Origin of the sequence: Psychrobacter sp. Rd 27.2 (assembly GCF_001921755.1) — a bacterium.
Taxonomy (GTDB): domain Bacteria; phylum Pseudomonadota; class Gammaproteobacteria; order Pseudomonadales; family Moraxellaceae; genus Psychrobacter; species Psychrobacter celer.
This window is the reverse complement of the sequence record NZ_MRYB01000014.1, coordinates 36,516-58,925: the sequence shown is the minus strand read 5'-3', so window position 1 is coordinate 58,925 and position 22,410 is coordinate 36,516. Positions and strand designations below refer to the sequence as shown.

Sequence of the window (22,410 nt, the reverse complement as noted above, 5' to 3'; positions counted from 1 at the left end):
CCTTATATGAAAAGTATCGTTATCAGCCTTAAGTCTGCTATAGACCGTAGGCAGCATATCACCCAAGAGTTCCAAAACCATCATATTGATTTTGAGTTTTTCGACGCTTTGACGCCAGATATAGCGGCATCATACGCCAAAAACTTGCCAATCAACTTAAAAGACAGCAGCCTTACAGGTGGCGAGCTTGCGTGTATGATGAGTCATGTCTCAGTTTGGCAAAAAATGATTGATGAGCAGATACCTTATCTGGCAATTTTCGAAGACGATGTTTATTTGGGCGAAGATGCCAAGTTTTTACTAAATTCATCTGATTGGATAAATCCAGAGTGGCATATCGTTAAGATAGAAGCCTTTACCAAAAAGGTTTTTGTATCGTCTAATATGTATCCTATAGAGTCAACGAATCGGTATATAACTCAATTAAAGGGCGAAAACTTAGGAACGGCAGGCTATATCCTTAGTTTGCAAGGCGCACAAAAGTATCTAGACTATCTTACTCATCATCAACTACGACCACTTGATGAACTGATGTTTGATGACTTTATCGCTTGCGGCTCAGAACCTGTATACCAGATGATGCCTGCTTTGTGTATACAAGAGATGCTTTTAAACAAAGAAACTCCAGCGCTCCCTAGTGCACTTATAAAAGAGCGTAAAAATCGCATGCACTCAGAGAAAAAAACAGGCTTATACAAAGTTAAAAGAGAGACTTCTCGGCTGATGCGTCAAGCAAAAAAAACATTGTTTGCTAAAGAAGTAATCTTTAAATAATCCATCAGCAATACAGTCATTACTTAATAAAAAAGATAGACTGGTACAAATTTTTTTTGCAGGCTGTGCCTACTCCGCTTGATGCGGCAAGAGATTTATTCCAGTCCCGCTGTATCCTCTTTATATTGATCTAGCTGTATATAGAAATCATATAAAATCGATTCAATTATCATTATGGCCTTTTTTGTGGATGTATCATATGCCAGATAAAGATTCAACACCATCGGTAGCCATCCTTTATATTGCGACCGGTCGTTACACTGTTTTTTGGGAATACTTCTATCAGTCAGCTGAGAAGTTTTTACTCCCTGATTGTGATAAGCATTATATATTATTTACTGATAACACAGAGCTATTGAGTCAACAAGACCATTATTCTAATGTTACGATGATTGAACAAGAAGCACTAGAGTGGCCTTACATAACTTTAATGAGATATGACATATTTCTAAAATCTTCTAATCTTTTTACAGGTTTTGATTATACTTTCTTTTTTAATGGTAATACTGAATTTTTAGCCTATATACACAAAGACGATTTATTGCCACTAAAAAGGCAGGAGAACCTAACCTTCTATCTCCAACCACATATATTTCATAAAAGGCGAGATAAATTCCCATACGAGCGTAACATTGATTCAAAAGCCTATATACCTTATGGCAAAGGATCCTTCTATTTTGCGGGTGGTATCGTAGGTGGTAATACAAAAAACTTCTTAGATATGTGTGACATTCTAAACAAAAATGCAAAAATAGACCTTGAGAACAATATAATTGCTAAATGGCATGATGAAAGTCATCTGAATAAGTTTGCTTTAGATCGTGATGATATTAAGGTGTTGCCGCCTTATTTTACTAAAGGTGAAAATGAATATTGGAAAAAAACTTCTAAACTCATGTTTTCTGACAAAACTCATTACCGTTTTGGTGGCCATGCTTATTTGAGAAGCGAAACAAACGAAAAAATCACCCCGTCAGAGTGGAAAAAAAATAATGCCAAACCTCGTAGAAGATTCACCTATCGATTTAAACAATATTTCAAGTCGCTTTTTTTTAGATAGTGAAGGTTATAAGCAGCTTAAAAAAAAGAAGAAAAAGCCATACCGTTATTTATACAACTTAACCACACCGCGTAGTAAGCGTAAGGCACTGGAAAAAAAGGTGGATATTGAACAGCAAAACCAAGTGGCTAAGTCTTGGGAGGCTTTTATTGAGCTTTATTATAATAATGAATTACAGAATTTTTCATTAAAGCCCAAAAAAAAATTTGGTCATGAGAAAATAATTTGGCAATACTGGGGACAAGGCTTCTCTGAAAACACACTGCCAGACTCAGTGCAGCTATATTTCAAGTCAATAGATAAACACTGTGCAGACTATAAAATCATTCGATTAGATGATGAAAACATACACGAATACCTAGATCTACCTCCCTTTGTATGGAACAAAAAAAACCTTGACGGCTTCAAGCCAGCATTCTTTGCAGATTTATTACGCTTGGCATTACTCGATGTTTACGGTGGTGTTTGGTTAGATGCAACAATTTATCTGACAGCTCCTCTACCCAACATGTTGAAAGATAACGATTTCTTTATGTATCAGCGTGATCAAAGTGCACAAAATAAACAGCATTGGCATCGTTTTAATAGCTATTATTTTAATTGGGATAGTAGCCATAAAGTAAACCTTCTCAATAGTGTCATTTTTGCTCGTAAGGGCAACCCTGTCATCCATACTTGTTTAGATTTACTGTTAAACTTTTGGCAGACTCAAGAATACATACCTCATTATTTCTTTTTTCAGATCTTGTTTGATACACTTATTACAGACAAGCTTGCACAGCATCAATGTGCTATTGTAGATGATACTAAACCACACTTACTCGTTTCTGTATTACAGAAGACTTTTGATAAATCCGAATACCAAGACATTATTTCGCAATCAAGCATTCATAAAATGTCCTATGTTAAAGAGACAAAATCCGGCTCTTATTATGAATACTTATTGAACAATACTTAAAAATTTCCAATAAACTCATACCTTATGACTTTTATGCTAATAACTGAGAACTGTTATGCTCTTTACTCATAATCTAAAAAAAATAGATGCAGGCACTCAGAAAGATATCTACGAGCATCCCTCTGAAACCGATAAAATCATCAAAATCATGAAGTCTGAGCATGCGACACCTGATGGCGGTAGAGCTGGGCAGCATAAACTGCGCGCGCACAGATCCCAAGGCATCTATAGGCAGTTTCGTAGAGAGCTACTACAGTACCTGCAGCTTTGTAAAAGTCATTATGGAGCGTTGAAGTTCACCTTCCCTATCGAGACGGTGTACGGTTTTGTTGCGACAGACCAAGGACTAGGTCTGGTCACCGAGAAAGTCACTTCACCTAGTGGTCGGGCTTTCTCAGTCTATGATCTGGTAAAAGAAGGGCGGTTTACTGACCGTCACGCGGCAGCATTAGATCAGTTTTTTGATGAGTGTTGTGATATGCACGTGGTATTTGGAGAGGTCAATATTGCTGGCATTATGTACACCGAACAGCGACAAGGGAAGCCAGAGTTTGTATTGGTCGATGGTATTGGCGAAAAGCTTATCATACCTTTTCGATCAATGAGCAAGACCATCAATACACGAAACATAAGAAAAGTTGAGCGCCATATAAAAAGTCAAATTCCTTTTTATCAAGCTACCGATGTTTAGAGTGATAAAATACTACTCAGACTGATTTAACAGCTGCTTAAACAACTTATAATATGCCTGAGTGACATGCTTTTTATCATAGTGGTTTAAAACTTTTTCTCTTGCGGCATGAGCAAACGCTTGGTAGTTTTTTGGATCAGACAGCACGGTCTCTAAGATATCTGCTAGCGCTACTGAGTCGCCGATAGGAAATAAAAACCCATCTGCTTTATCATCAATCAGCTCTTTTACCCCCATCGCGGTACTGCCTACTACGACGCAGCCGCTTGCCATAGCCTCTAATACTGCAAGATTCAACCCTTCAAAACGGCTCGACATGACAAACACTTTATGTTGGCGCAATAGCTTTTCAACCTCACTACTGTACTCTATAAAGGTCACTTGATCTTGTAGCTCATAACGAGCCACTAGGTCATGTATTTGTTTTTGATAGCGCTTACGGCCACTCCCTACTAGAGTCAGGGTGGGAGTAACGCCTTTTTGTTTTAACTGCTGTAGCGCTTCGATCAAAGCAACATGGTCTTTACTCTTGGCGTAGCGCCCCACCATGATCAGATCTTGCGGCCTTTGATGGACAGCTATGGGGTGAGCACCGCCAAATCGAGTGGTATCGATACCATTTGGAATGGCATGAATGGGGGCATGAAGACCTTGCGCAGACAATACCTGAGCCACCCCTTCAGAGACCGCCACAATACTGGCCGTGGATTTACTGAGTTTACGTGTTTGATGTCGCGTCCACGGTGTGTAGCGTTCTTTAGAATTATGCTCCACTTGTACTAGGTAAGGCACTTGTGCCAACAGCCCTGCTCGTCTTCCAAGTAAATGCTCAGGAAACCCATGCGCAACCAATATGTCAGGTCGCCATTGCTCACATAGTTTTTTTAATTCATGGACAGTCGCAAGGTGTGTCTTACCTGTGACTATTTGATAGTCGATGCCTTTTTTTTCAAGCTCTGTCAGCTTTTCTGCGACTGTCGTTTTTTTTCGGCGCAATACTAATAAATTGTCCGTTGATTCGATTTGATTATGAGCCTCGACCAAATCAATAGCAACTTTCGTCGCTCCTGAAAAGCCACCAGTGACAAAATGTAAGACTCTCAACGGTTTCTCCATTGTTTTATTAGGCGTACGACCAATACCAAAAAAAGGGGCGGATTTATACTACTTCTACCCAGCTTTTACCCAGCACATTTTTTTACCCAGTACACCTTTGCGCCAAAATTGTATCGTGCTCGGCAGTGTGTCCTACAGATGACCAGCTTCATGATGCTTGCTAATAGACAATTAGCAGTAGATAATTAGCGGCCAAGCGCAGCTATGATACAACATCCATCATATATGTGCGAGCTTGTCGATACCCTCCCCATAACAAATCAAAAAAAGCCAAGACCATCAAAGTCTTAGCTTTCTTCATACAGCGTCATGTTAAAACTTAATCAATAAAGCTGAGCCAATCCATATACTGCTCATTACGGCCATGTACCACATCAAAATACAAGGTTTGCAGCTTTTCTGTCAACGGGCCACGGCCACCATTGCCAATGGTACGATCATCATATTCACGAATCGGGGTCACTTCGGCAGCCGTGCCAGTCATAAAGATTTCATCCGCCAAGTAAAACTCGTCACGCGTGATGCGGCGCTCAACGACTTTGATACCCAAATCTTCAGCAAACTGAATAATGGTACGACGAGTAATACCGTCAAGCGCGCCGCCGCCCAGATCTGGCGTATGTAGCACACCGTCTTTGACCAAAAACAAGTTTTCGCCTGCGCCTTGGCAGACATAACCTTGTGGGTCCATTAGGATGGCTTCGTCATAGCCATTTCGGGTGACTTCTTGGTTGGCCATGATAGAGACAGGATAGTTGCTCGAGGCCTTGGCTTTACACATGGTCACATTGGTCATGTGGTGGGTAAATGATGAGGTTTTGACACGGATACCGTTTTTGATGCCTTCTTCGCCAAGATAGGCTCCCCAGTGCCATGCTGCGACCATGGCATTGATACTATTATCACGTGATGATAGGCCAAGTTTTTCTGCCCCAACCCAAATCAGCGGACGGATATACGCCTCTGCCAAGTGGTTTTGTTTGACCACGTCTTTTTGGGCTTGCTCAAGCGCCGCTGCATCAAAAGGCACATCCATCTGAAAAATCTTCGCTGAGCCCATCAAGCGCTCAGTGTGCTCTTTTAGGCGAAAAATCGCTGTACGGTTGTCAGCAGTTTGGTAAGCGCGAACCCCTTCAAATACTGCCATGCCATAATGTAGGCTATGAGTCAGTACGTGGACGCTGGCATCGGGCTGCTCGATCATCGTACCATTCATCCAAAGCTTACCTTCTTGTGTTGCCATATTCATTTTATAGTCCTTATGCTAGCGCTGACGTCTAACTTTTTTTAAGTAGGTTTTGTTTAACAGTGATTATCAACCGTATATGATACCACCACCGCATCTATTTTTATGGTAAAAAATGCATCTTGGTTGTGAAAATCGGTTTAAGAAAACCAATTGTCAATTTTTTACAAGTAATTTGTACATTGTCTCAATGCTCAAGGCGTATCCTCGGCATCATCCACCCCCATCAAGTGCTGCCACTGATCTTGCACCAGTGCGCGCGTCTCTTTCCATAGCGACTCATCGACCAATAGCGACTGCTCGGATAGTGCCAACTGATGGGTGGCCGCGCGTATTCTGAGATAAGCACCTGTCAAGTCTTGGCAAACTTGCTGATCCCAGATACCAAGCAAGGCCATTTCTTCAAATATACGGACATTGTCGCTCCATTTGGTCAAGCTTGGATGATCATGCGAATAGGCCAATACCGCAAATTGTGCCAAAAACTCAATATCGATGATCCCGCCGGCGTCTTGCTTCAGATGAAACTTGCCCGCTTGCTGCTGCCACTGACTGGTGCCCAGATGTTTTTGCATCTTGATACGCATACTGGTGACTTCCGTGCGCACCTGCTCTATCGTGCGCGGTAGTGATAGCACCTCTCGGCGAATATCACAAAAGCGCGCCGTCACTCGCTTATCACCGCATATCGCTCGCGCTCGCACCAGCGCTTGGTGCTCCCACGACCATGCTTTGTCCATCTGATAAGTCTCGAACGCATGGCAGGAGACCACCATCATGCCAGCATTACCTGACGGGCGCAGGCGCATGTCAATCTCATAAGCGCGGCCATCTCGGGTTTGGGTATTTAAGTAGTTCATTAGCTTTTGTACCAAGCGCGCCGCAAACTTCATACCGCTCACGGATTTTTCGCCCGTGGTCATGCCCTGCTCTTTTATCTTGTGCAAAAACACCAAATCCAAATCTGACGAATAGGACAGCTCTAGCCCGCCAAGTTTGCCATAACCGATAATGGCAAAGCCGCAGTCCGCCTCGGTCACAGGATCACCATCTTGGCCGATGGGATAACCATAACGCTTGACAATCTCGGCAAACGCGCGCTCCAGCGCCGCCTCTAGCACCACAGCGGCGATATAGGTCAACGAGTCTGACACCTTCATAATCGGGCGCTCAGCCAATACATCACTGGCAGCGACTGCCAACACTTGGTTTTTTTTAAACAGTCGCAATACGCTCAGTAGCTTTTCTTCGTCATTAGGCTCGACGCGCAATAACTGTTGCCGCAAAATATCACGTAGCTCGAGCTTGTCTGGCAGGTGACGATAGCGCTGCTGCAAAAAAGTATCGAGTAGCACCGGATACTGCGCCAGCTCTTTGGCAATCCAAGGGCTGGCTGAGAGCATCGGAATCAGCTCAATGGTGGCGTTGGGGTTTTCGGCGATCATCACCAAATAGATAGAGCGGCGGCAAATCGCCTCGAGTAAGGAGATGAGCCGCGGCAGTGCGGTGTTTGCCAGTTGCTGCTGCTCTTGATGAGCAAGCAAAGCATGGACAATGACCGGATAAGCATCATCCAAACGCTCACGAGCTTCATCGCTCAGATTGGCGACCATTTTTGACTGCCAAAAGCCTTGTAGCAGCTCACGATTGTCTTTTGTCAACACCTCATTTAAGCGGGCGATTTGCTCGTCTAGCTGCTCCGGCTCAAGGTCGGTATCTTCGTGGTCGGGTATTTGCCGCTCGGTGACCATACGCTCAAAGGGCACATTGACATTGTGCCGGTGATGGTTGAGCGTACTTAGTAACCCTTCCCAATCAGCAAAACCAAGGGTAATCGCCAAATTGTGCTGCCACTGCCGATCATGAGGCAGACGCTGGGTTTGTTGGTCATTGACTGCCTGAATACCATGCTCGAGTCGGCGCAAAAACCGATAGGCTGCTTGTAGCTGCTCGTAGGTACTACGCTCTAAATACTCAAGCGTGTACAATGCCTGCATCGCTTGCAGGCAGGATTTGATCTGTAGCTGTGGGTGCCTGCCACCATAGATAAGCTGAAACGCCTGAACGATAAACTCGATATCTCTGATACCGCCAGCACCAAGCTTGATATTGTCCAAATCCTCGCGCTGAACCACTTGGTTTTGAATCAAAGACTTCATCTCTCTGAGCGCCGAAAACGCACTATAATCTACATAATAGCGAAAGACAAAGGGTTTGATGAGCGCTTGTATCTGCTCATAAAATGGCGGCTCTATATGACCGACCACACGAGCCTTGAGCCAAGCAAACCGCTCCCACGCGCGCCCGTGTAATGAAAAGTATTTTTGTAACGCAGACAAATGAATGGCCAAGTCGCTGCCATCACCCCATGGACGCAGGCGCATATCGACACGAAACACAAAGCCATCTGCGGTATTATTATCAAGCAATTTAATGATGCCTTGACCAAGCCTTGTCATAAAGCGCTTATTGTCTATGCTACGTGTGCCCTTAGCTTTGTCACCATTGGTCTCACCGCGCGCTTGATGGACAAAGATAAGGTCGATATCGCTGGATAAATTCAGCTCATGCGCGCCAAGTTTTCCCATGGCCATAATCGCCATGTCGTCTGTTTGTACTTGACCCTGCGCGTTGATAAAAGTCGGCTCACCGTACTTTTTGATCAGATGCTGGTAGGTATAGTCCTTGGCAAAAGAGATACAGCCGTCTGCAAACTCCGACAGCTCATCGGTCAATTGCTCAAGCGCTATCATGTGCAGCGCGTCTTGCCAAATCCAGCGCATCATCAGCAAAGTGCGCAGATGGCGAAGGCCGCTCATCACTTTGGCCTCATCAGCGAGTTGGTAGTTTTCATCCAACGTATAGTCTTGGATCAAGTCATCGATTTGCTGGCGTGTGAGGGTTTGATCCAGCGGATAGCTACGCAAAAACGTCTGACAAGAGACTGTCCGACTCTCCCAAATCTGATAAGCAAACTCACTGGCAGTGCGTAATATCTGCAGCTGCTCTGCGGTCGGCTGATAGTCTGTACCATGGGTCGAGCGTGAAGACATAGCAGGTAACATAGAAAAAGAAGCTCCTTACATAGAGTGATAAGACTACGTGAACCTAGCCCATAAGTTTATTATTTTTTATTACGAAGCAGTCACCAGTACCCATCACGACATCTAATATGTCTATATCTGGTAAATTTGGTAGAAAACCCCATTCATTCACAGTGAGCCTATCTGCTTTTGGCCGCTTTATGGTAGCATAAACCACTTTAGCACAAATGATAGATAAGACCTCCTATGACCACCACGACCACTTTGCTATTAGTGACGGCTGATCCCAGCCAGCCTCTCGCCCATTTAGCCCTGCGTTATGCCCGTGCCTATCTCAGCGCGCGCCCAGCAGACGACAGCAGTCATACCTTGAACGTGTTTTTTTATGGCGACGGCGCGCATACGGCCAATCGCTTGCGCTGGCAATCGGCAGACCAGCTTGATGTGACCAAAGCATGGCAAAATCTGGCCGAGCAGTATCAGCTATCGCTACCCGTCTGCGTCAGTACCGCACTCGGTCGCGGTATTAGTGATACCGAAAACAGCGCCCGTCATCAGCTAAGCGGGGATAATCTGGCTGCAGGATTTACGTTGGTCGGTCTAAGTGAGCTGGCAATGATGATGCAGGCTGATGGCCGGTTGATACAGTTTTGATCACCTCAAACGATATAAGATCAGCCCAACTCATCAGCACATTTAAGGAGGAGTTTTCTATGAAATTATTGATTAAGCTGCATACGCCGACCGAAATGGCCAGCTATGAAGGCTGCGCGTTGGCACTGACGCTGGCGACCTTTGGTCATGATGTGCAGCTGTATCTAGATGCGCCTGTCTTTGGCTTGCTGATGCAGCCAGAGTCACGTTTGCACGGGATGATACAATCGCTTGAGCTCTATGACATGCCAGCAGCGTGGCTACCTGACGATGTCTTTAGCGGCTGGGTCACAGGTATGCTGCCTGCTGATCTGGCCTCACAGCTAATATTGGTTCCAGAAGTGATACCTGCAGCAGACTTCGAGCAAATCTTAACCTTTTGATGATTCAACTCTTTGTCAAAATCTGTACAAGCTCACACAACTACATCAAAACAACCATCCATTTGGCGTTTGTGCTTACCGATAACGCATAGATATCGATAGACGCAAGCAGCTGAATATGATTTGGACATTATCATGGCAACTTTATACCAACTACATAGCAGCATGGATACGCTAAGACGCTGCATAGACGAGATGTCTCGCACTTGGCAGCGCGGTGACAGCATCTTGTTATTAGGAACGACGGCTGCATTTATTGACTGGCTCAATGCATATTTGGCTGACAAAGATATAGACGGTATCGCGGCTATGTATGCGCTGAGCGATGATATCGCGCAGCTCACGACCAGCGCCGTCGAGCAATTAAAGCTAGAGACCAAACTCAGTGCAATATTAAGCGATCAACAATGGGTCGCACTGACAGGGAGCATCGATAGCAATCATGCTAAATTTGATAAAGTGGTGACCATTGCCCTATGAACGATAATACAACCCATGCTGCACAGCCCGCTATTGAATTGGACCAAGACGGCCATCTATGTGACCATACCATCTGGACGCCTGCCATCGCCCAGCAGCTAGCCGATACCTTAGAGGTACAGCTAGCAGATGAGCACTTGCAGGTTTTGCTGCAGGTACGGACGTTTTTTGCCAAGTTCAACCATCCACCAGCCACCCGTCCACTGATCAAATGGCTACAAAAAACCCTACCTGAGTACGATATCAGCAATCAAAAGCTACAGCAGCTGTTTAACACAGGACTGGTGGCGCGCCATGTCAATCGCTTGGCAGGCTTGCCCAAACCGCCGAACTGTTTATAGTTTGTAGTTGATAGCAGCCATGGCCAGTAGCGCTATTTTGGATCATACACCGTCAAGCTCTCATAGCCGATACTGCGCCCTTCGTCGCCTACAAACCCCTGCTGACGCCAAATCTCGTACAAGCATATCGCCACACTATTGGACAAATTAAGACTGCGCGAGTCCGCCAGCATCGGCAAGCGCAGCCAATGAGCCGCGCCGATGTCCTCGCGGATATCATCCGCCAGACCAGCCGTCTCTGAGCCAAAGACCAACGCGATATTTGGCATCTGACCAGTCTCATTATCCTGTCGTCCACCAAAATCATAGTCATAAAAAGGCTGGCTCAGCTTGGTAGTCAGAGCAGTAATGGTATGACAATCCGCCGCTTGTAGCGCACGTCTGGCAGCTGGCCAATCATCATGAACCTGCATATGCGTGTACTCATGATAATCTAGTCCTGCACGGCGCAGTTTTTTGTCATCAAGCTCAAACCCTAATGGCCTAACCAAATGCAGCTGCGCGCCTGTATTGGCACATAAACGAATGATATTGCCGGTATTGCTGGGCATTTTGGGGGCTACCAGCACAATATGAATGGTCATACAAACTCCGTGAGTGGTCTAAATTTTATACAGTCAGCCCGATATAAAAACGATACTGTAAGATGAAAAGCTGTTTTCTCAGACTTGAGAAGCGCAGGTGAAGCATCCAAGAAAACCAACGTTTTATTGATCGTACTGAGCGGCTTGATCGCCATATATCCGATTTATTTGAATTCGACTATAGAGAGCATCAGTAAGTAATCATAAGTTACAGTTTACTGCCAATAATTACATTTTGATACTGTGCATGGTTTTTAACTTTCACTATGATGTCTGTAACGGATAGCAAGACGGTATCTACATTTCGCTTTGCTATCTAGCAGCCCTACAGTAAGCCTCGGTACTATACTGAGCGTTACTGTCATTACTTATAACAATCGATTTATCTTGAGGATATTATTATGAAAAAAGTAATCATCGCATCTTTGACTGCTATGTTTGTTTTAACTGGTTGCAACACCTTTAAAGGTCTTGGCCAAGACGTTGAAAGCGCAGGCAACGCTGTAACTGACGGCGCACAAGACGTTCAAAACAAAATCTAATAATTGGTTTTTAGATTTTCGAAGGGCTTATCATTGATTTGATAAGCCTTTTTTTGATCCTGTACTTTTCATGCGTTATATCTTGTTGATATCTCCCTATTTTTTAGTTCAATAGATTGCACAACCTGTCATTTTATAAATATCATTTTATAAAAACGCTCGCAATATCTGATTGAGATAACGCTGGCCTAAACGGGTTGGCTGTAGCCGCTCTGTGCTATCTATCAGCAATCCTTGCGCCACCAAACCCTGAACCTGCGCGGCAATCTCAGCATAACCAAGCCCTGTCCGAGCGCTAAACAATGACCACGCCACCCCGCCGTGTAACCTTAAGGCATTGAGCATAAACTCACTGATCAGCTCATCAGGTGCAATGGCCTGCCAGCCGACCATCTTTGGGGCCATCAAGCTAGTGTCATCCGTACTGACACGGTGATAATCCATATAGTCTTTTGGCAAGCGCGATTTACTAAAACGATAGATACCAGACTGCGCACGTAACTCGTTGTTTGTGTCAAATGCTGCATGATCTAGGGCATCACTTGCAATGGTGACTTTGCCATGAGCACCCGCACCAATCGCTAAATAATCACCAAACTGCCAATAGTTCACATTGTGTCGGCATGGCTTATCATACGAGCCTGCCCAAGCAGATACTTCATAATTGGTATAGCCCAGCTGCCGCAATAGTGCCTGACCCGCCTCTTCAATATCGGCCAGATTGTCCTCGTTTGGCAATACAGGCTGGCTACGATAAAACACCGTATTTGGCTCAATCGTCAGCTGATACCAGGACAGATGTGTCGCCCCCGCCTCATGCGCCATCTGAATATCGGCCAATGCTTCTTGATAAGTCTGCTGCGGCAACCCATGCATCAAATCCACATTGACCCGCTCAAACCCAGCCAACCGAGCTGCACGGATCGCGGACAGCGCCTGCGCAGGATCATGGATACGCCCAAGCGTTGTCAGCTTATCAGCGGCAAAGCTTTGCACACCGATAGACAAGCGATTGATACCCACGTCTAGATACTGAGCAAAAGGCGCATGCTCGAGCGTCCCTGGGTTGGCCTCCATCGTCACTTCGATATCAGCAGCAAAACAAAATATGTCTTTTAGCCCTGCAAACAGTCGCTGATAGTGAGCGATCGGTAATAGCGACGGTGTACCACCGCCGATAAAAATCGAACTGACCGCTCGACCTTGGGACAGCGGCTGCTGCATCAGCGCATCGGCTAACAGCGCATCGACATATTCATCATACATAGACAGCTGCGTATCCACTGGCAGCTCGTGTGAATTAAAATCACAATAAGGGCATTTTTTTACGCACCACGGAATATGAATGTAGAGCGCCAATGGGATCTCGCCCACCTCCAGCCTACCTGCATTAGACATCGTCTTATGGTCGCGGCTATCATTAGATAAATTAACTGCTTGGGTGTTTGACATAACAAAGGTATCTATTAAAAAAAGCTATTCAAAAACGAATAACCAACAATGCGAAAAATAACGCGCGGCGATGATGAGCAAAAGCAGCACCAGGATAACGATTAGACAGCATAAAGAAAAGCGCTAGATGATAAAATCATACTGACAGCCATTTACAGGAGCAGATATCGGCATAAATGACTGTATAGCGACTATATATTGAGCGTGCAATGATCAAAAGCAACCACTCAATAATAACAAAAGGAGAATACGATGGCCTATTGGCTCATGAAATCCAACCCTACCTTTTTTGGCATCAATGATTTACAGCGTCTAGGTACGAAGGACTGGGATGGCGTGCGCAATTACCGTGCACGCAACTTTATGCGCGACGATATGCAAGTCGGTGACAAGGTGTTTTTTTATCACTCCAGCGCCAAGCCTTCTGGAGTTGCCGGTATCATGACTATCAGTAAGGCGGGCTACCCTGACCCCAGCCAATTCCATCCTGAGCATCGTCACTATGACCCCATCGCCACTGAAGATCAGCCGCGCTGGTATATGGTAGACGTCACTTTTGAGCAAGCCTTCACCGACGTTTTGCCTTTATCAGCGCTTAAATTCCTGCCTGCGCTAGAGGACTCATTATTACTCAAAAAAGGCTGTGAGCAGCTGACGGTGATTCCTTTGACGCCCAAACACTGGAACGCTATTTTGGACATGGCCGAAACATCAATGTTACTGTCCGGTTGACCTCGGTTGACTGTGTAACGATTGGGTAAGAAACCTGCTGGCATCTATGCACATTTATCTGTGCGTTTGCTATTTAAATTCTGCTATATTACAAATGTCGCAATACCTTCTTTTTTTATGGCTAAGTCACTGCCAACTCATCATCAGGACGCATTTATGAGCGCACCCAAATTACTATTATCAGCATTAACGTTAAGCATGGCTAGTCTGGCCCTCAGCGCCTGCGGCAGTGATGGTGACAAAGTCAAAGAGGAATATGATCGTATTGAGGATCAGGTAAAAGAAGAATATGATCGTATAGAAGACAAGGTCAAAGAAGAGTATAAAGAGGTAGAAGACAAACTGAGCGATGACGAAAAAAGCATGGCTGAGATTTTGGAGTCCGTGTTTTTGCCAGAAGAGTCGCTAGACAACTTCTTAGACAAGCTCACCCCAGAAGGCGGCCTCGGCGGCTTGTATGTCGGACACTTCGTTGAAATTGAGGACGGCGATGATAATGATATCGATATCGGGGCTGTTTATTTTGACATCAGCAAAGACGGTGTGGGCAGCGTCGATGGTAGTTTTAGCTACCAGCAACAAGCTTGTCAAGAAAACAACACACTGGGCATCAACTCTGCAATCAAAGTAGACAACTATATCGCAGGCAAAGTGACCGGCAGCCTCGATACGCTAGCGTTTTTGGATGTGAAGTATATCAATGACTTGGGCATTGAGACACCGAACCTATTTACCACCTTTGCAGGTAGCTTTGAGAAAAAACAAGCGGGTACCCCGTGGCAAGGCAGCTTTGAGTATCAGGACGGTCTGGGCGGACAAACGCTAACCAGTAGCGAGAAAAACTGCAATGTCACTTATACCATCAGCAACCGCTCTAACTTTAAGACCTACCCACTTGATTACCGCCTAGGTGAGCTGAATGTAGATGTCAGCGGCAATGGCAGTCAAAAAGTCGCGACATGGCAAAACCCGCGAAACACACAATATATACTGGTCAGCCAAATCGATATCAACAAAGCAGAGACTGGCGCGAACGGCTATGTACAAAACCTGGTATTGACCGCTGGTGAGACGACATTTTCTCCGCTTATCCCAGCTAGCTCGACCAACTACGCTATCGTCGTACAAGCCTTTGATTCGGCAAACGATCTGATCGGCTATCAAGCGGTGGTGCAAGACTTACCTGAATCATTATAGATAAGCGCAGCACAGCCTTTCTGTCTTGGCTCAAGCTTTGTAGCCTATGTCTCATAACCTATGACTTATAGTCTATAACTTGTGACTCATGGGCGACTACGCTCCGGTGGTGTTTTTACAGTCATATATGACGCGTTAAAACGTTGACATCGAGGGGCAGCTTCTTTACCATCTTATCTAATGATGACCTGTCAATTCCCCTAGTGAATTGACGGGTTATTTTTATTTTGGTGCCTAGACTTTTATTTTATCCTGAGGGCGTGTCTTTATTTCAAAAATGGTGATAAAAATGAGACAAATTGCGGTCAAACAAGGAAAATAGCGCCGTTAATATTGAGATATAAACCCGCTATTTGACGATGTTTGGCAAAATTTGGCCATTTTTAGCACATTTAGATAACTATCGAGTGAATTGAAGACACGCCCTAGTCTATATGCGCTTGTTCATATAAATTATCGGCATCATCATCTTATACCATTTTCAAAGAGTGCAATATATAGCTGATGGCAGTCTGCCAGTACGCTTCTTAGAGCAGCACGCCAATCGCCGTACGATACTTGCTGGCTTTAGTTTTTATGATTGAACGCTTTGAAAATGGTGTGGCTGTTTCCCTATTCATTTGTTGATGGCGCGTTTGACGCCTCAACGATCATTATCGTCAAGAATAAAAAGTTGCTCACTATGGTTTTCCCATTATCCTTTAGAGATTTTAGAAGCTACAGCTTACGCTTAGGCGTGCTGGCACTTCCTATTTTGATTACCCAGTTTTGTCAGGCGGCGCTGGGTGTGGTAGATGCCATCATGGCAGGTCAGGTCTCAGCGCTTGATTTGGCGGCCGTGGCTGTCGGCTCTGGTATCTGGCTGCCGCTGTTTTTATTGGCCACTGGCATCTTGATTGCCACCACACCTCTGATCGGTGAGGCCATCGGACAAAACGAACACAGTAAAGTACCTCATATCACCCAGCAGTCTTTGTGGACTGCTGGGGTTATCGGTATTGTTGGCTTCATTATTGTGAATTTGGCACCCAATATTCTTGGCATCATGGGCGTACCAGCAAACATCCAACCGATAGCGACACAGTACCTACATGGTGTATCGTTTGGGTTTCCTGCGCTGGCCGTTTATGCTGTCCTTCGCAGCTACTGCGAAGCATTGGGTCGGCCTGAGCCGGTAACCATTATCAGCATCATTGGTCTGTTAGCGGACATTCCACTTAACTATATCTTCATTCATGGTTTGTTTGGGATGCCTGAGATGGGCGGTGCAGGCTGCGGTGTGGCTACAGCTTTGGTACTATGGATAAACGTGCTACTGCTTGCTACCTATACCAGCTTTACCAAACGGCAACAATTTGCCAGTACCCGCTTTTTTTATGGTTTTGCCAGTCCTAACCGTCAGCAAATCAAAAAACTGCTAAAACTTGGCATTCCTATTGGTGTTTCTATCTTTTTTGAGGCGAGCCTCTTTAGTTTGGGCGCGCTTGTCATCAGTCCGCTCGGCGAGCTGGCGACCGCATCGCATCAAGTCGCACTGGCGGTGACCTCTCAGCTGTTTATGATACCGATATCGGTCGCGATGGCACTGACCATCATGATATCCAATCGTTTTGGCGAAAAAAACCTGCTGGCACTGCGTCAAGTACAGGCAACGGGGCTGACCTGGACGATACTCATTGCCCTCACATGTATGCTAGGGATTTGGCTATTTCGACCACAGCTGGCAGCAGCCTTTACAGACAACCCTGCGGTCATCGCTCAGTCTATGCATTTGCTGGTATTTGCTCTTGGTTATCAGCTGTTTGACGGCTGGCAGGTCAATGTCGCGGGGATACTGCGCGGTATGCAGGACACCACTGTACCGATGTGGGTGACGTTGTTTTGTTATTGGGTGGTGGCATTGCCGCTGGGTATTTATTTGGTACGTTTTACCGATGTCGGCGCTCAAGGATTTTGGATGGCACTGATTACGGGGCTGTTTTTGTCCTCTATCTTGTTGACGCTGCGTTTGCGTTATCAACAAAGACGTCTAACGGCGCTTTGGGGTTAGGGCTATCATACAAATGTGCGACCGAACGCAGCACGATGTACAAGCAGCTTGGCTCAAAAACCATATCGATAATGATAAATCGTAGTGGGTTTCTTACTAAAACAGCTAGATTACGTCAAAATATGTAAAAATTCTCAGTTAACAACTGTACATTGATTGCTCATTGGCCTGAATCTAGGTATCATTAGCAATCAAACAATATTTAGTTACACTATTTCTCGAATTTAGTACAAGGCAAGATAAAAACTATGGATATTGAAAAAATACGCACCCTCATCGCCCTCATGGAAGAAAGTGAACTGGTCAATCTAGAAATCAGCTCTGATGACGAACACATCAGTCTCACTCGTCACTATGATGCCCCTGTACCGACCATGATGGCCGCTCCTACTGCTGGCGCAGCACCAGTGGCTGCAGACACAAAACCAGCAGCAAAGGCAGGTAGCGTTGAGACATCGCCAATGGTTGGCGTTTTTTATTCTGCCCCAAGCCCCAATGATCCGCCGTTTGTTAAGGTCGGCCAAAAAGTACAAGCGGGCGACACGCTTGGTATTATCGAAGCGATGAAAATCATGAACCCTCTTGAGGCCACCCAAAGCGGTGTCATTGACGAGATTTTGGTAGATAACTCTGAAGTTGTGCAGTTTGGTCAACCTGTCATACGCTATAAAGCGTAACGATATTTGCCTCACTTTACTTCATACTGATTGAGTCTTTAGCACTTTATTTCGGCACCTCATTTTGGCACTTTATACCGTTTCACGTTGTTGTAAGCTGTCACTACCTACCGATGCCGAATACGGCTATCAAATGCCGAGGCTCCCCATCAAGGCTCAATCAATGTCTGCCGCGTCAAAAAGGATGACCCCATGATAAAAAAACTGCTCATTGCCAATAGAGGTGAAATCGCCCTACGTATCGTTCGAGCCTGTAAGGCGTTAGGTATCGAAACCGTCGGCGTCTACTCCACCGCAGATGCCAATCTTATGCATCTGCGCTTTGTTGACGAAGCTATCTGTATCGGCAAACCCAATGCCAACCAAAGCTACCTCGATATCAATACGATCTTGACGGCGGCAGAAATAACGGGGGCTGACGCCATCCATCCAGGCTACGGTTTTTTATCTGAAAATGCTGAATTTGCCGAACAAGTAGAAGAAGCAGGATTGACCTTCGTCGGTCCCAATGCCGATCATATCCGCTTAATGGGCAACAAAGTCTCGGCGATTAATGCCATGAAAAAAGCAGGCGTGCCAACCGTCCCAGGCTCTGTGGGCGCAGTCACCTTGCACAATGCCGAAGAGCAAGCCCGCAATATCGGCTTTCCGCTTTTGATCAAAGCTGCCTCTGGTGGTGGTGGTCGCGGCATGCGCGTGGTCGAGCGTTTTGATGAGCTGATTGGACAAGTACAAGCCGCCAAACAAGAAGCGGAACTGTGGTTCGGTGATGACACCGTCTATATGGAGCGCTATCTACAAAACCCGCGCCACGTCGAGATACAAGTGTTAGGAGATGGTAATGGTAACGCCATTCACCTCTATGACCGTGATTGCTCACTACAGCGCCGTCACCAAAAAGTACTAGAAGAAGCCCCTGCCCCTGATATCCCAGACGATGTGCGCGAGCCTATCTTAAAAGCCTGCGTAAAAGCCTGCGAGCTGGTCAAATATCGCGGCGCGGGCACCTTTGAGTTTTTGTTCGAAAACAACGAGTTTTTCTTTATCGAGATGAACACGCGCGTGCAAGTAGAGCACCCTGTGACTGAGATGATCACCGGTATCGATGTGGTCGTCGAACAGCTCAAAATCGCAGCCGGTTATGGCCTGTCTTATCGTCAAAGCGAGATCGAAGTACAAGGTCATGCGATTGAGTGCCGTATCAATGCCGAGGACGCTGCTACTTTTGTCCCCTGCCCAGGCACCATCTCTCAGCTGTTTACACCAAGCGGTGCAGGCGTGCGTTTTGATTCACACCTCTACCCTGGCTATGAAATACCGACCTATTATGACTCGCTCATTGGCAAGCTGATTTGCCATGGTCAAACGCGCCAACAAGCGGTGTCCAAGACCCTGCATGCGCTTGATGAGCTCGTCATTGAAGGCATCAAAACCAATATACCGCTGCATCGCGATGTGATTTTGGCGGATGACAATTTTGTCCATGAAGCCCAAAACATTCACTACCTAGAAAGAGAGCTTTTAACGCCCAACAATGCCAAAGCCGACTCATAATTTGGCTTGCTGTATGACTCAATAAAAAACCGCCAATCAACGATTGGCGGTTTTTTTGACCAAATAAGACATATACAGATAAAGGCAAGGCTACTGATATAAATTTTATTGGCTTGCTGTGTCTACGTCGCTCGATACTGCGCAAACCCCTTCTAGCAGCAACGGTATCAATTTTTAGGGATTTAACCATATCAGCCTTTATGAGAGCTTATGGCAGGATTCTATGAAAATTCATAAAGCATTCGTTACCCTCAGGATCTGCACACCACTGCATTTGGTTGCCATCATGGTACAAAAACGCTATGAGTGCCTCATCGGTCTGATCAATTTGATTGCCTGAGCAGTCTACTTCGTTATTGTCATAAACAGTCTTGAGGGCGATAATAGGCAGCCCTTCCTCGCGGTGTGTCACCAAGTAACGTCCGTACGTCCACTCCTTACCACTTACCGCCCACATCTCATTATCCGCACCAAAGTTATACAACTCACGGCATTGATTAGACTTCGCGGTTGAGGCGAGTAAGTTTTGATCGGTATTTGGCTCAGTCTGTAGGATGCGCTCCTCACTTTGTGTGAGTATCCCGCCTGCTGCGGCACCCTCCTTAATCTTCGGCTCGCTATTCGCTGACGCCAGTCTCTCTTTTCGGGCCGCTTGCCGCGCCTGCGCGTCTTTGGTCATCGTGATGCTACTGTCCAAATCTATCTCCCACTGCCCCGCGATAGCAGGACTGATATGGGTCGTGATGGTCGGTTTGGTCACGACTTCACCATTGGCAGGCAACGAGGCCAAAATAGAGGCCAAAGTAAATGAAGCAAATGATATAGGTTCCATAATTAACCTTTGATTTATTGTTTTATAGTAGGTGCTATATACATTAGCGTAAGTCTTAGACACCAAAAACACAAGTAACTTTATGCTATTAGTCGTAACGCTACCAGTGCTGTCTGTACCTCACACAAAACAACGCCATAGCGCCGCTTGCATGATGCAAAACGCTATGGCGTTATAATAACCAATAGTAGGGCTGTATCACCCACTGTCAGATTTAGGCGGCGACCGCACCGACTGCCTGAGCAAAGGCCGATAGCGCACCTTTTAGCATCGCCGATACCGTACTGCTGCACGTACCGATACCAGAGTACACCTCACCATCGACATTTAACTGAATGTAAGCGGCGGCTTTGGCGTTGGTTTTGTTGTCTCGATTGGTATCATCATCGATGCCGTGACCACTATTATGCTGCGGGTTGATTGCATGCTCAGCATAATTGATGATGTGCAATGACTTTCCTGTATGTTGGGCCAAACCATTGATAAAGGACGACAACGGCCCATTACCAGTACCATCGATGTCGATGATATCGCCATTCATCTGCACTTGACCATTAAAGTAGACCTCGCCGCCTTTATTATTGACACTATAGTCTAATAACTCAAAGCTGCCTTGCTGTAGATAGGTGTCTTCAAAGGTTTGCAAGATTTCGTCGTTTTGCAATTCGCGCGCCACGCGTTCGGCTTGTTTTTGTACCACACCGCTAAAGTCAATCTGCATCCAGCGCGGCAGATTAAAGCCGTAGTTACGCTGCAAGATATAAGCGACGCCGCCTTTGCCCGATTGGCTGTTGATACGGACGACATCTTGGTAGCTACGACCAATATGCGCAGGATCAATTGGCAGATAGGCCACATCCCAGATATCGTCCGTCTCGTCTTGATGTTTTTCATTATAATCGAGCGATTTTTTGATGGCGTCTTGGTGCGAGCCACTAAAGGCGGTAAACACCAGCTCACCGACATACGGATGACGCGGATGCAGTGGCAAGTTATTACACTCGCTCACCACCTGTACAATTTCGCTCATGTTGCTAAAATCAAGCTCAGGATCGACACCTTGGCTAAATAAGTTCATAGCCATGACCATGACATCCATGTTGCCTGTGCGCTCGCCATTTCCGAGCAACGTGCCCTCGATACGATCGGCACCCGCCAAGACGCCAAGCTCTGCGGCTGCCACCGCGCAGCCGCGATCATTGTGCGTATGCAAACTGACCGTCACATGCTCTCTGTGGGTGAGATGACGGCAAAAATACTCAACCTGATCGGCAAAGACATTGGGCATAGAGGCCTCAACCGTGGCGGGTAAGTTTAAAATCACTTCCTGCCCATTTTGGGGTTGCCATACCTCACAGACAGCATCGCAGACTTCCACCGCATATTCAGTCTCTGTCTGGCTAAAGCTCTCAGGAGAATACTGAAAGATCCATTCGGTTTCAGGATATTTGGCCGCATAATCTACTAATAGATTGGCCCCAGCGATTGCAATCTCTTTGATCTCAGCTTTGTCTTTACCATAGACCTTTTCGCGTTGGACACGGCTTGTTGAATTATAGACGTGGACAATCGCCCGCTTAGCGCCCTTCAACGACTCAAAGGTACGAGCGATCAAATGCTCACGCGCCTGTACCAGTACTTGTAAGGTGACATCATCAGGCACATGGTTTTCTTCGATAAGTTTGCGGGCAAAATCAAACTCAACCTGCGCAGCCGATGGAAAGCCGATTTCGATCTCTTTAAAACCGACGGCCACCAAAGTCTTAAAAAAGCGCATTTTTTGCTCGATGCTCATCGGATCAATCAGTGCTTGGTTACCATCACGCAGATCCACGCTTGCCCAGATTGGTGCTTTGTCGATTGTTTTACTCGGCCATGTGCGATCTGGCAGCGAAGGAGCAAACGCAAATGGACGATACTTTTTATAATCAAAAGCAGCATTTTTTGGGGTGATCTTGGCAGCTGTGCTTGCCGCCGTGCGTGTGGCTTGGTCAGACATAATCAATCCTTAGATGATATCAAGGGTTATGGGTTTTACAGGAT

General features: G+C 45.8%; 21 protein-coding genes. 14 read left to right on the top strand and 7 right to left on the bottom strand.

The features are described 5' to 3' along the window. The first annotated feature begins 6 nt into the window (after nt 1-6). From BTV99_RS11165 to BTV99_RS11150, 4 genes are all read left to right on the top strand, one after another. The gene (locus BTV99_RS11165; RefSeq protein ID WP_075102440.1) at nt 7-774 is read left to right on the top strand and encodes a glycosyltransferase family 25 protein; all 768 of its coding nucleotides are present in this window, start codon (nt 7-9) and stop codon (nt 772-774) included. 199 nt (nt 775-973) lie between these two features. Beyond that, on the top strand, nt 974-1,834 hold the full coding sequence (locus BTV99_RS11160) for a glycosyltransferase (RefSeq protein WP_075102439.1): 861 nt from the start codon (nt 974-976) through the stop codon (nt 1,832-1,834). Then, nucleotides 1,767-2,792: a capsular polysaccharide synthesis protein gene (locus tag BTV99_RS11155; RefSeq protein WP_075102438.1), complete on the top strand. Its 1,026-nt coding sequence runs from the start codon at nt 1,767-1,769 to the stop codon at nt 2,790-2,792. Before BTV99_RS11160 ends, BTV99_RS11155 begins: the two co-directional genes overlap by 68 nt. Nucleotides 2,793-2,847: 55 nt before the next feature. Beyond that, the gene (locus tag BTV99_RS11150) at nt 2,848-3,483 is read left to right on the top strand and encodes a YrbL family protein (RefSeq protein WP_075102437.1); all 636 of its coding nucleotides are present in this window, start codon (nt 2,848-2,850) and stop codon (nt 3,481-3,483) included. A 12-nt stretch (nt 3,484-3,495) separates the two neighbouring features. Here the strand turns inward: BTV99_RS11150 and BTV99_RS11145 are convergent, their stop codons facing one another. From BTV99_RS11145 to glnE, 3 genes are all read right to left on the bottom strand, one after another. Further along, nucleotides 3,496-4,587, bottom strand: a complete 1,092-nt coding sequence (locus tag BTV99_RS11145) for a glycosyltransferase family 4 protein (RefSeq protein WP_178377957.1) — start codon at nt 4,585-4,587, stop codon at nt 3,496-3,498. A gap of 331 nt (nt 4,588-4,918) precedes the next feature. Beyond that, nucleotides 4,919-5,848 carry a branched-chain amino acid transaminase gene (locus BTV99_RS11140; protein WP_075102435.1) on the bottom strand — a complete coding sequence of 310 codons (930 nt, stop codon included), beginning with the start codon at nt 5,846-5,848 and terminating at the stop codon, nt 4,919-4,921. A 191-nt stretch (nt 5,849-6,039) separates the two neighbouring features. After that, complete coding sequence (gene glnE, locus BTV99_RS11135; RefSeq protein WP_256713783.1) at nt 6,040-8,910, bottom strand: bifunctional [glutamate--ammonia ligase]-adenylyl-L-tyrosine phosphorylase/[glutamate--ammonia-ligase] adenylyltransferase; 2,871 nt, start codon at nt 8,908-8,910, stop codon at nt 6,040-6,042. A 225-nt stretch (nt 8,911-9,135) separates the two neighbouring features. Here glnE and tusD point away from each other — a divergent pair, with 225 nt between their 5' ends. The 4 genes from tusD (at nt 9,136) to BTV99_RS11115 (ending at nt 10,747) form a co-directional block, all read left to right on the top strand. Beyond that, nucleotides 9,136-9,543, top strand: a complete 408-nt coding sequence (gene tusD, locus BTV99_RS11130) for a sulfurtransferase complex subunit TusD (RefSeq protein WP_075102434.1) — start codon at nt 9,136-9,138, stop codon at nt 9,541-9,543. 59 nt (nt 9,544-9,602) lie between these two features. Beyond that, the gene (locus BTV99_RS11125; RefSeq protein ID WP_075102433.1) at nt 9,603-9,926 is read left to right on the top strand and encodes a hypothetical protein; all 324 of its coding nucleotides are present in this window, start codon (nt 9,603-9,605) and stop codon (nt 9,924-9,926) included. A 135-nt stretch (nt 9,927-10,061) separates the two neighbouring features. Next, nucleotides 10,062-10,406 carry a hypothetical protein gene (locus BTV99_RS11120; protein WP_075102432.1) on the top strand — a complete coding sequence of 115 codons (345 nt, stop codon included), beginning with the start codon at nt 10,062-10,064 and terminating at the stop codon, nt 10,404-10,406. Beyond that, nucleotides 10,403-10,747, top strand: coding sequence for a TusE/DsrC/DsvC family sulfur relay protein (locus BTV99_RS11115; protein ID WP_075102431.1), 345 nt, complete (start codon nt 10,403-10,405; stop codon nt 10,745-10,747). Before BTV99_RS11120 ends, BTV99_RS11115 begins: the two co-directional genes overlap by 4 nt. Nucleotides 10,748-10,779: 32 nt before the next feature. On the opposite strand, the gene BTV99_RS11110 is transcribed toward BTV99_RS11115, so the two are convergent. Then, complete coding sequence (locus BTV99_RS11110; RefSeq protein WP_075102430.1) at nt 10,780-11,331, bottom strand: tRNA (cytidine(34)-2'-O)-methyltransferase; 552 nt, start codon at nt 11,329-11,331, stop codon at nt 10,780-10,782. Nucleotides 11,332-11,732: 401 nt separating this feature from the next. On the opposite strand from BTV99_RS11110, the gene BTV99_RS11105 reads away from it, so the two are divergent. After that, nucleotides 11,733-11,873: an entericidin A/B family lipoprotein gene (locus BTV99_RS11105; protein ID WP_075102429.1), complete on the top strand. Its 141-nt coding sequence runs from the start codon at nt 11,733-11,735 to the stop codon at nt 11,871-11,873. A 147-nt stretch (nt 11,874-12,020) separates the two neighbouring features. Here the strand turns inward: BTV99_RS11105 and hemW are convergent, their stop codons facing one another. After that, nucleotides 12,021-13,271 (bottom strand): radical SAM family heme chaperone HemW, encoded by a 1,251-nt coding sequence (gene hemW / locus BTV99_RS11100; RefSeq protein WP_075102449.1) that lies wholly within the window; start codon nt 13,269-13,271, stop codon nt 12,021-12,023. A gap of 306 nt (nt 13,272-13,577) precedes the next feature. Between hemW and BTV99_RS11095 the strand changes: the two genes are divergently transcribed. The 5 genes from BTV99_RS11095 (at nt 13,578) to accC (ending at nt 19,535) form a co-directional block, all read left to right on the top strand. Continuing rightward, nucleotides 13,578-14,057, top strand: coding sequence for an EVE domain-containing protein (locus BTV99_RS11095; protein WP_075102428.1), 480 nt, complete (start codon nt 13,578-13,580; stop codon nt 14,055-14,057). Nucleotides 14,058-14,213: 156 nt separating this feature from the next. After that, a complete protein-coding gene (locus BTV99_RS11090; protein ID WP_075102427.1) occupies nt 14,214-15,254 on the top strand; it encodes a hypothetical protein in 1,041 nt (346 codons plus the stop codon). A 682-nt stretch (nt 15,255-15,936) separates the two neighbouring features. Continuing rightward, a complete protein-coding gene (locus tag BTV99_RS11085) occupies nt 15,937-17,304 on the top strand; it encodes an MATE family efflux transporter (protein WP_075102448.1) in 1,368 nt (455 codons plus the stop codon). Between the two features lie 248 nt (nt 17,305-17,552). Further along, nucleotides 17,553-17,981, top strand: a complete 429-nt coding sequence (accB, locus tag BTV99_RS11080; RefSeq protein ID WP_075102426.1) for an acetyl-CoA carboxylase biotin carboxyl carrier protein — start codon at nt 17,553-17,555, stop codon at nt 17,979-17,981. Between the two features lie 192 nt (nt 17,982-18,173). Then, complete coding sequence (accC, locus tag BTV99_RS11075; protein ID WP_075102425.1) at nt 18,174-19,535, top strand: acetyl-CoA carboxylase biotin carboxylase subunit; 1,362 nt, start codon at nt 18,174-18,176, stop codon at nt 19,533-19,535. A 208-nt stretch (nt 19,536-19,743) separates the two neighbouring features. Here the strand turns inward: accC and BTV99_RS11070 are convergent, their stop codons facing one another. Together BTV99_RS11070 and leuA are read right to left on the bottom strand one after the other, a co-directional pair. Continuing rightward, complete coding sequence (locus BTV99_RS11070) at nt 19,744-20,367, bottom strand: hypothetical protein (protein ID WP_075102424.1); 624 nt, start codon at nt 20,365-20,367, stop codon at nt 19,744-19,746. A 214-nt stretch (nt 20,368-20,581) separates the two neighbouring features. Beyond that, on the bottom strand, nt 20,582-22,366 hold the full coding sequence (leuA, locus tag BTV99_RS11065; protein ID WP_075102423.1) for a 2-isopropylmalate synthase: 1,785 nt from the start codon (nt 22,364-22,366) through the stop codon (nt 20,582-20,584). Nucleotides 22,367-22,410 lie beyond the last annotated feature (44 nt).

What these genes read in the sequence shown, in the direction of transcription:
- BTV99_RS11095 (WP_075102428.1), top strand. Translation starts at nt 13,578, where the DNA reads ATGGCCTATTGGCTCATGAAATCCAACCCTACCTTTTTTGGCATCAAT.
- BTV99_RS11110 (WP_075102430.1), bottom strand. Translation starts at nt 11,331, where the DNA reads ATGACCATTCATATTGTGCTGGTAGCCCCCAAAATGCCCAGCAATACC.
- accC (WP_075102425.1), top strand. Translation starts at nt 18,174, where the DNA reads ATGATAAAAAAACTGCTCATTGCCAATAGAGGTGAAATCGCCCTACGT.
- BTV99_RS11155 (WP_075102438.1), top strand. Translation starts at nt 1,767, where the DNA reads ATGCCAAACCTCGTAGAAGATTCACCTATCGATTTAAACAATATTTCA.
- BTV99_RS11105 (WP_075102429.1), top strand. Translation starts at nt 11,733, where the DNA reads ATGAAAAAAGTAATCATCGCATCTTTGACTGCTATGTTTGTTTTAACT.
- BTV99_RS11160 (WP_075102439.1), top strand. Translation starts at nt 974, where the DNA reads ATGCCAGATAAAGATTCAACACCATCGGTAGCCATCCTTTATATTGCG.
- BTV99_RS11120 (WP_075102432.1), top strand. Translation starts at nt 10,062, where the DNA reads ATGGCAACTTTATACCAACTACATAGCAGCATGGATACGCTAAGACGC.
- glnE (WP_256713783.1), bottom strand. Translation starts at nt 8,910, where the DNA reads ATGTTACCTGCTATGTCTTCACGCTCGACCCATGGTACAGACTATCAG.
- accB (WP_075102426.1), top strand. Translation starts at nt 17,553, where the DNA reads ATGGATATTGAAAAAATACGCACCCTCATCGCCCTCATGGAAGAAAGT.
- leuA (WP_075102423.1), bottom strand. Translation starts at nt 22,366, where the DNA reads ATGTCTGACCAAGCCACACGCACGGCGGCAAGCACAGCTGCCAAGATC.
- BTV99_RS11085 (WP_075102448.1), top strand. Translation starts at nt 15,937, where the DNA reads ATGGTTTTCCCATTATCCTTTAGAGATTTTAGAAGCTACAGCTTACGC.
- hemW (WP_075102449.1), bottom strand. Translation starts at nt 13,271, where the DNA reads ATGTCTAATGCAGGTAGGCTGGAGGTGGGCGAGATCCCATTGGCGCTC.
- BTV99_RS11140 (WP_075102435.1), bottom strand. Translation starts at nt 5,848, where the DNA reads ATGAATATGGCAACACAAGAAGGTAAGCTTTGGATGAATGGTACGATG.
- tusD (WP_075102434.1), top strand. Translation starts at nt 9,136, where the DNA reads ATGACCACCACGACCACTTTGCTATTAGTGACGGCTGATCCCAGCCAG.
- BTV99_RS11165 (WP_075102440.1), top strand. Translation starts at nt 7, where the DNA reads ATGAAAAGTATCGTTATCAGCCTTAAGTCTGCTATAGACCGTAGGCAG.
- BTV99_RS11125 (WP_075102433.1), top strand. Translation starts at nt 9,603, where the DNA reads ATGAAATTATTGATTAAGCTGCATACGCCGACCGAAATGGCCAGCTAT.
- BTV99_RS11115 (WP_075102431.1), top strand. Translation starts at nt 10,403, where the DNA reads ATGAACGATAATACAACCCATGCTGCACAGCCCGCTATTGAATTGGAC.
- BTV99_RS11070 (WP_075102424.1), bottom strand. Translation starts at nt 20,367, where the DNA reads ATGGAACCTATATCATTTGCTTCATTTACTTTGGCCTCTATTTTGGCC.
- BTV99_RS11150 (WP_075102437.1), top strand. Translation starts at nt 2,848, where the DNA reads ATGCTCTTTACTCATAATCTAAAAAAAATAGATGCAGGCACTCAGAAA.
- BTV99_RS11090 (WP_075102427.1), top strand. Translation starts at nt 14,214, where the DNA reads ATGAGCGCACCCAAATTACTATTATCAGCATTAACGTTAAGCATGGCT.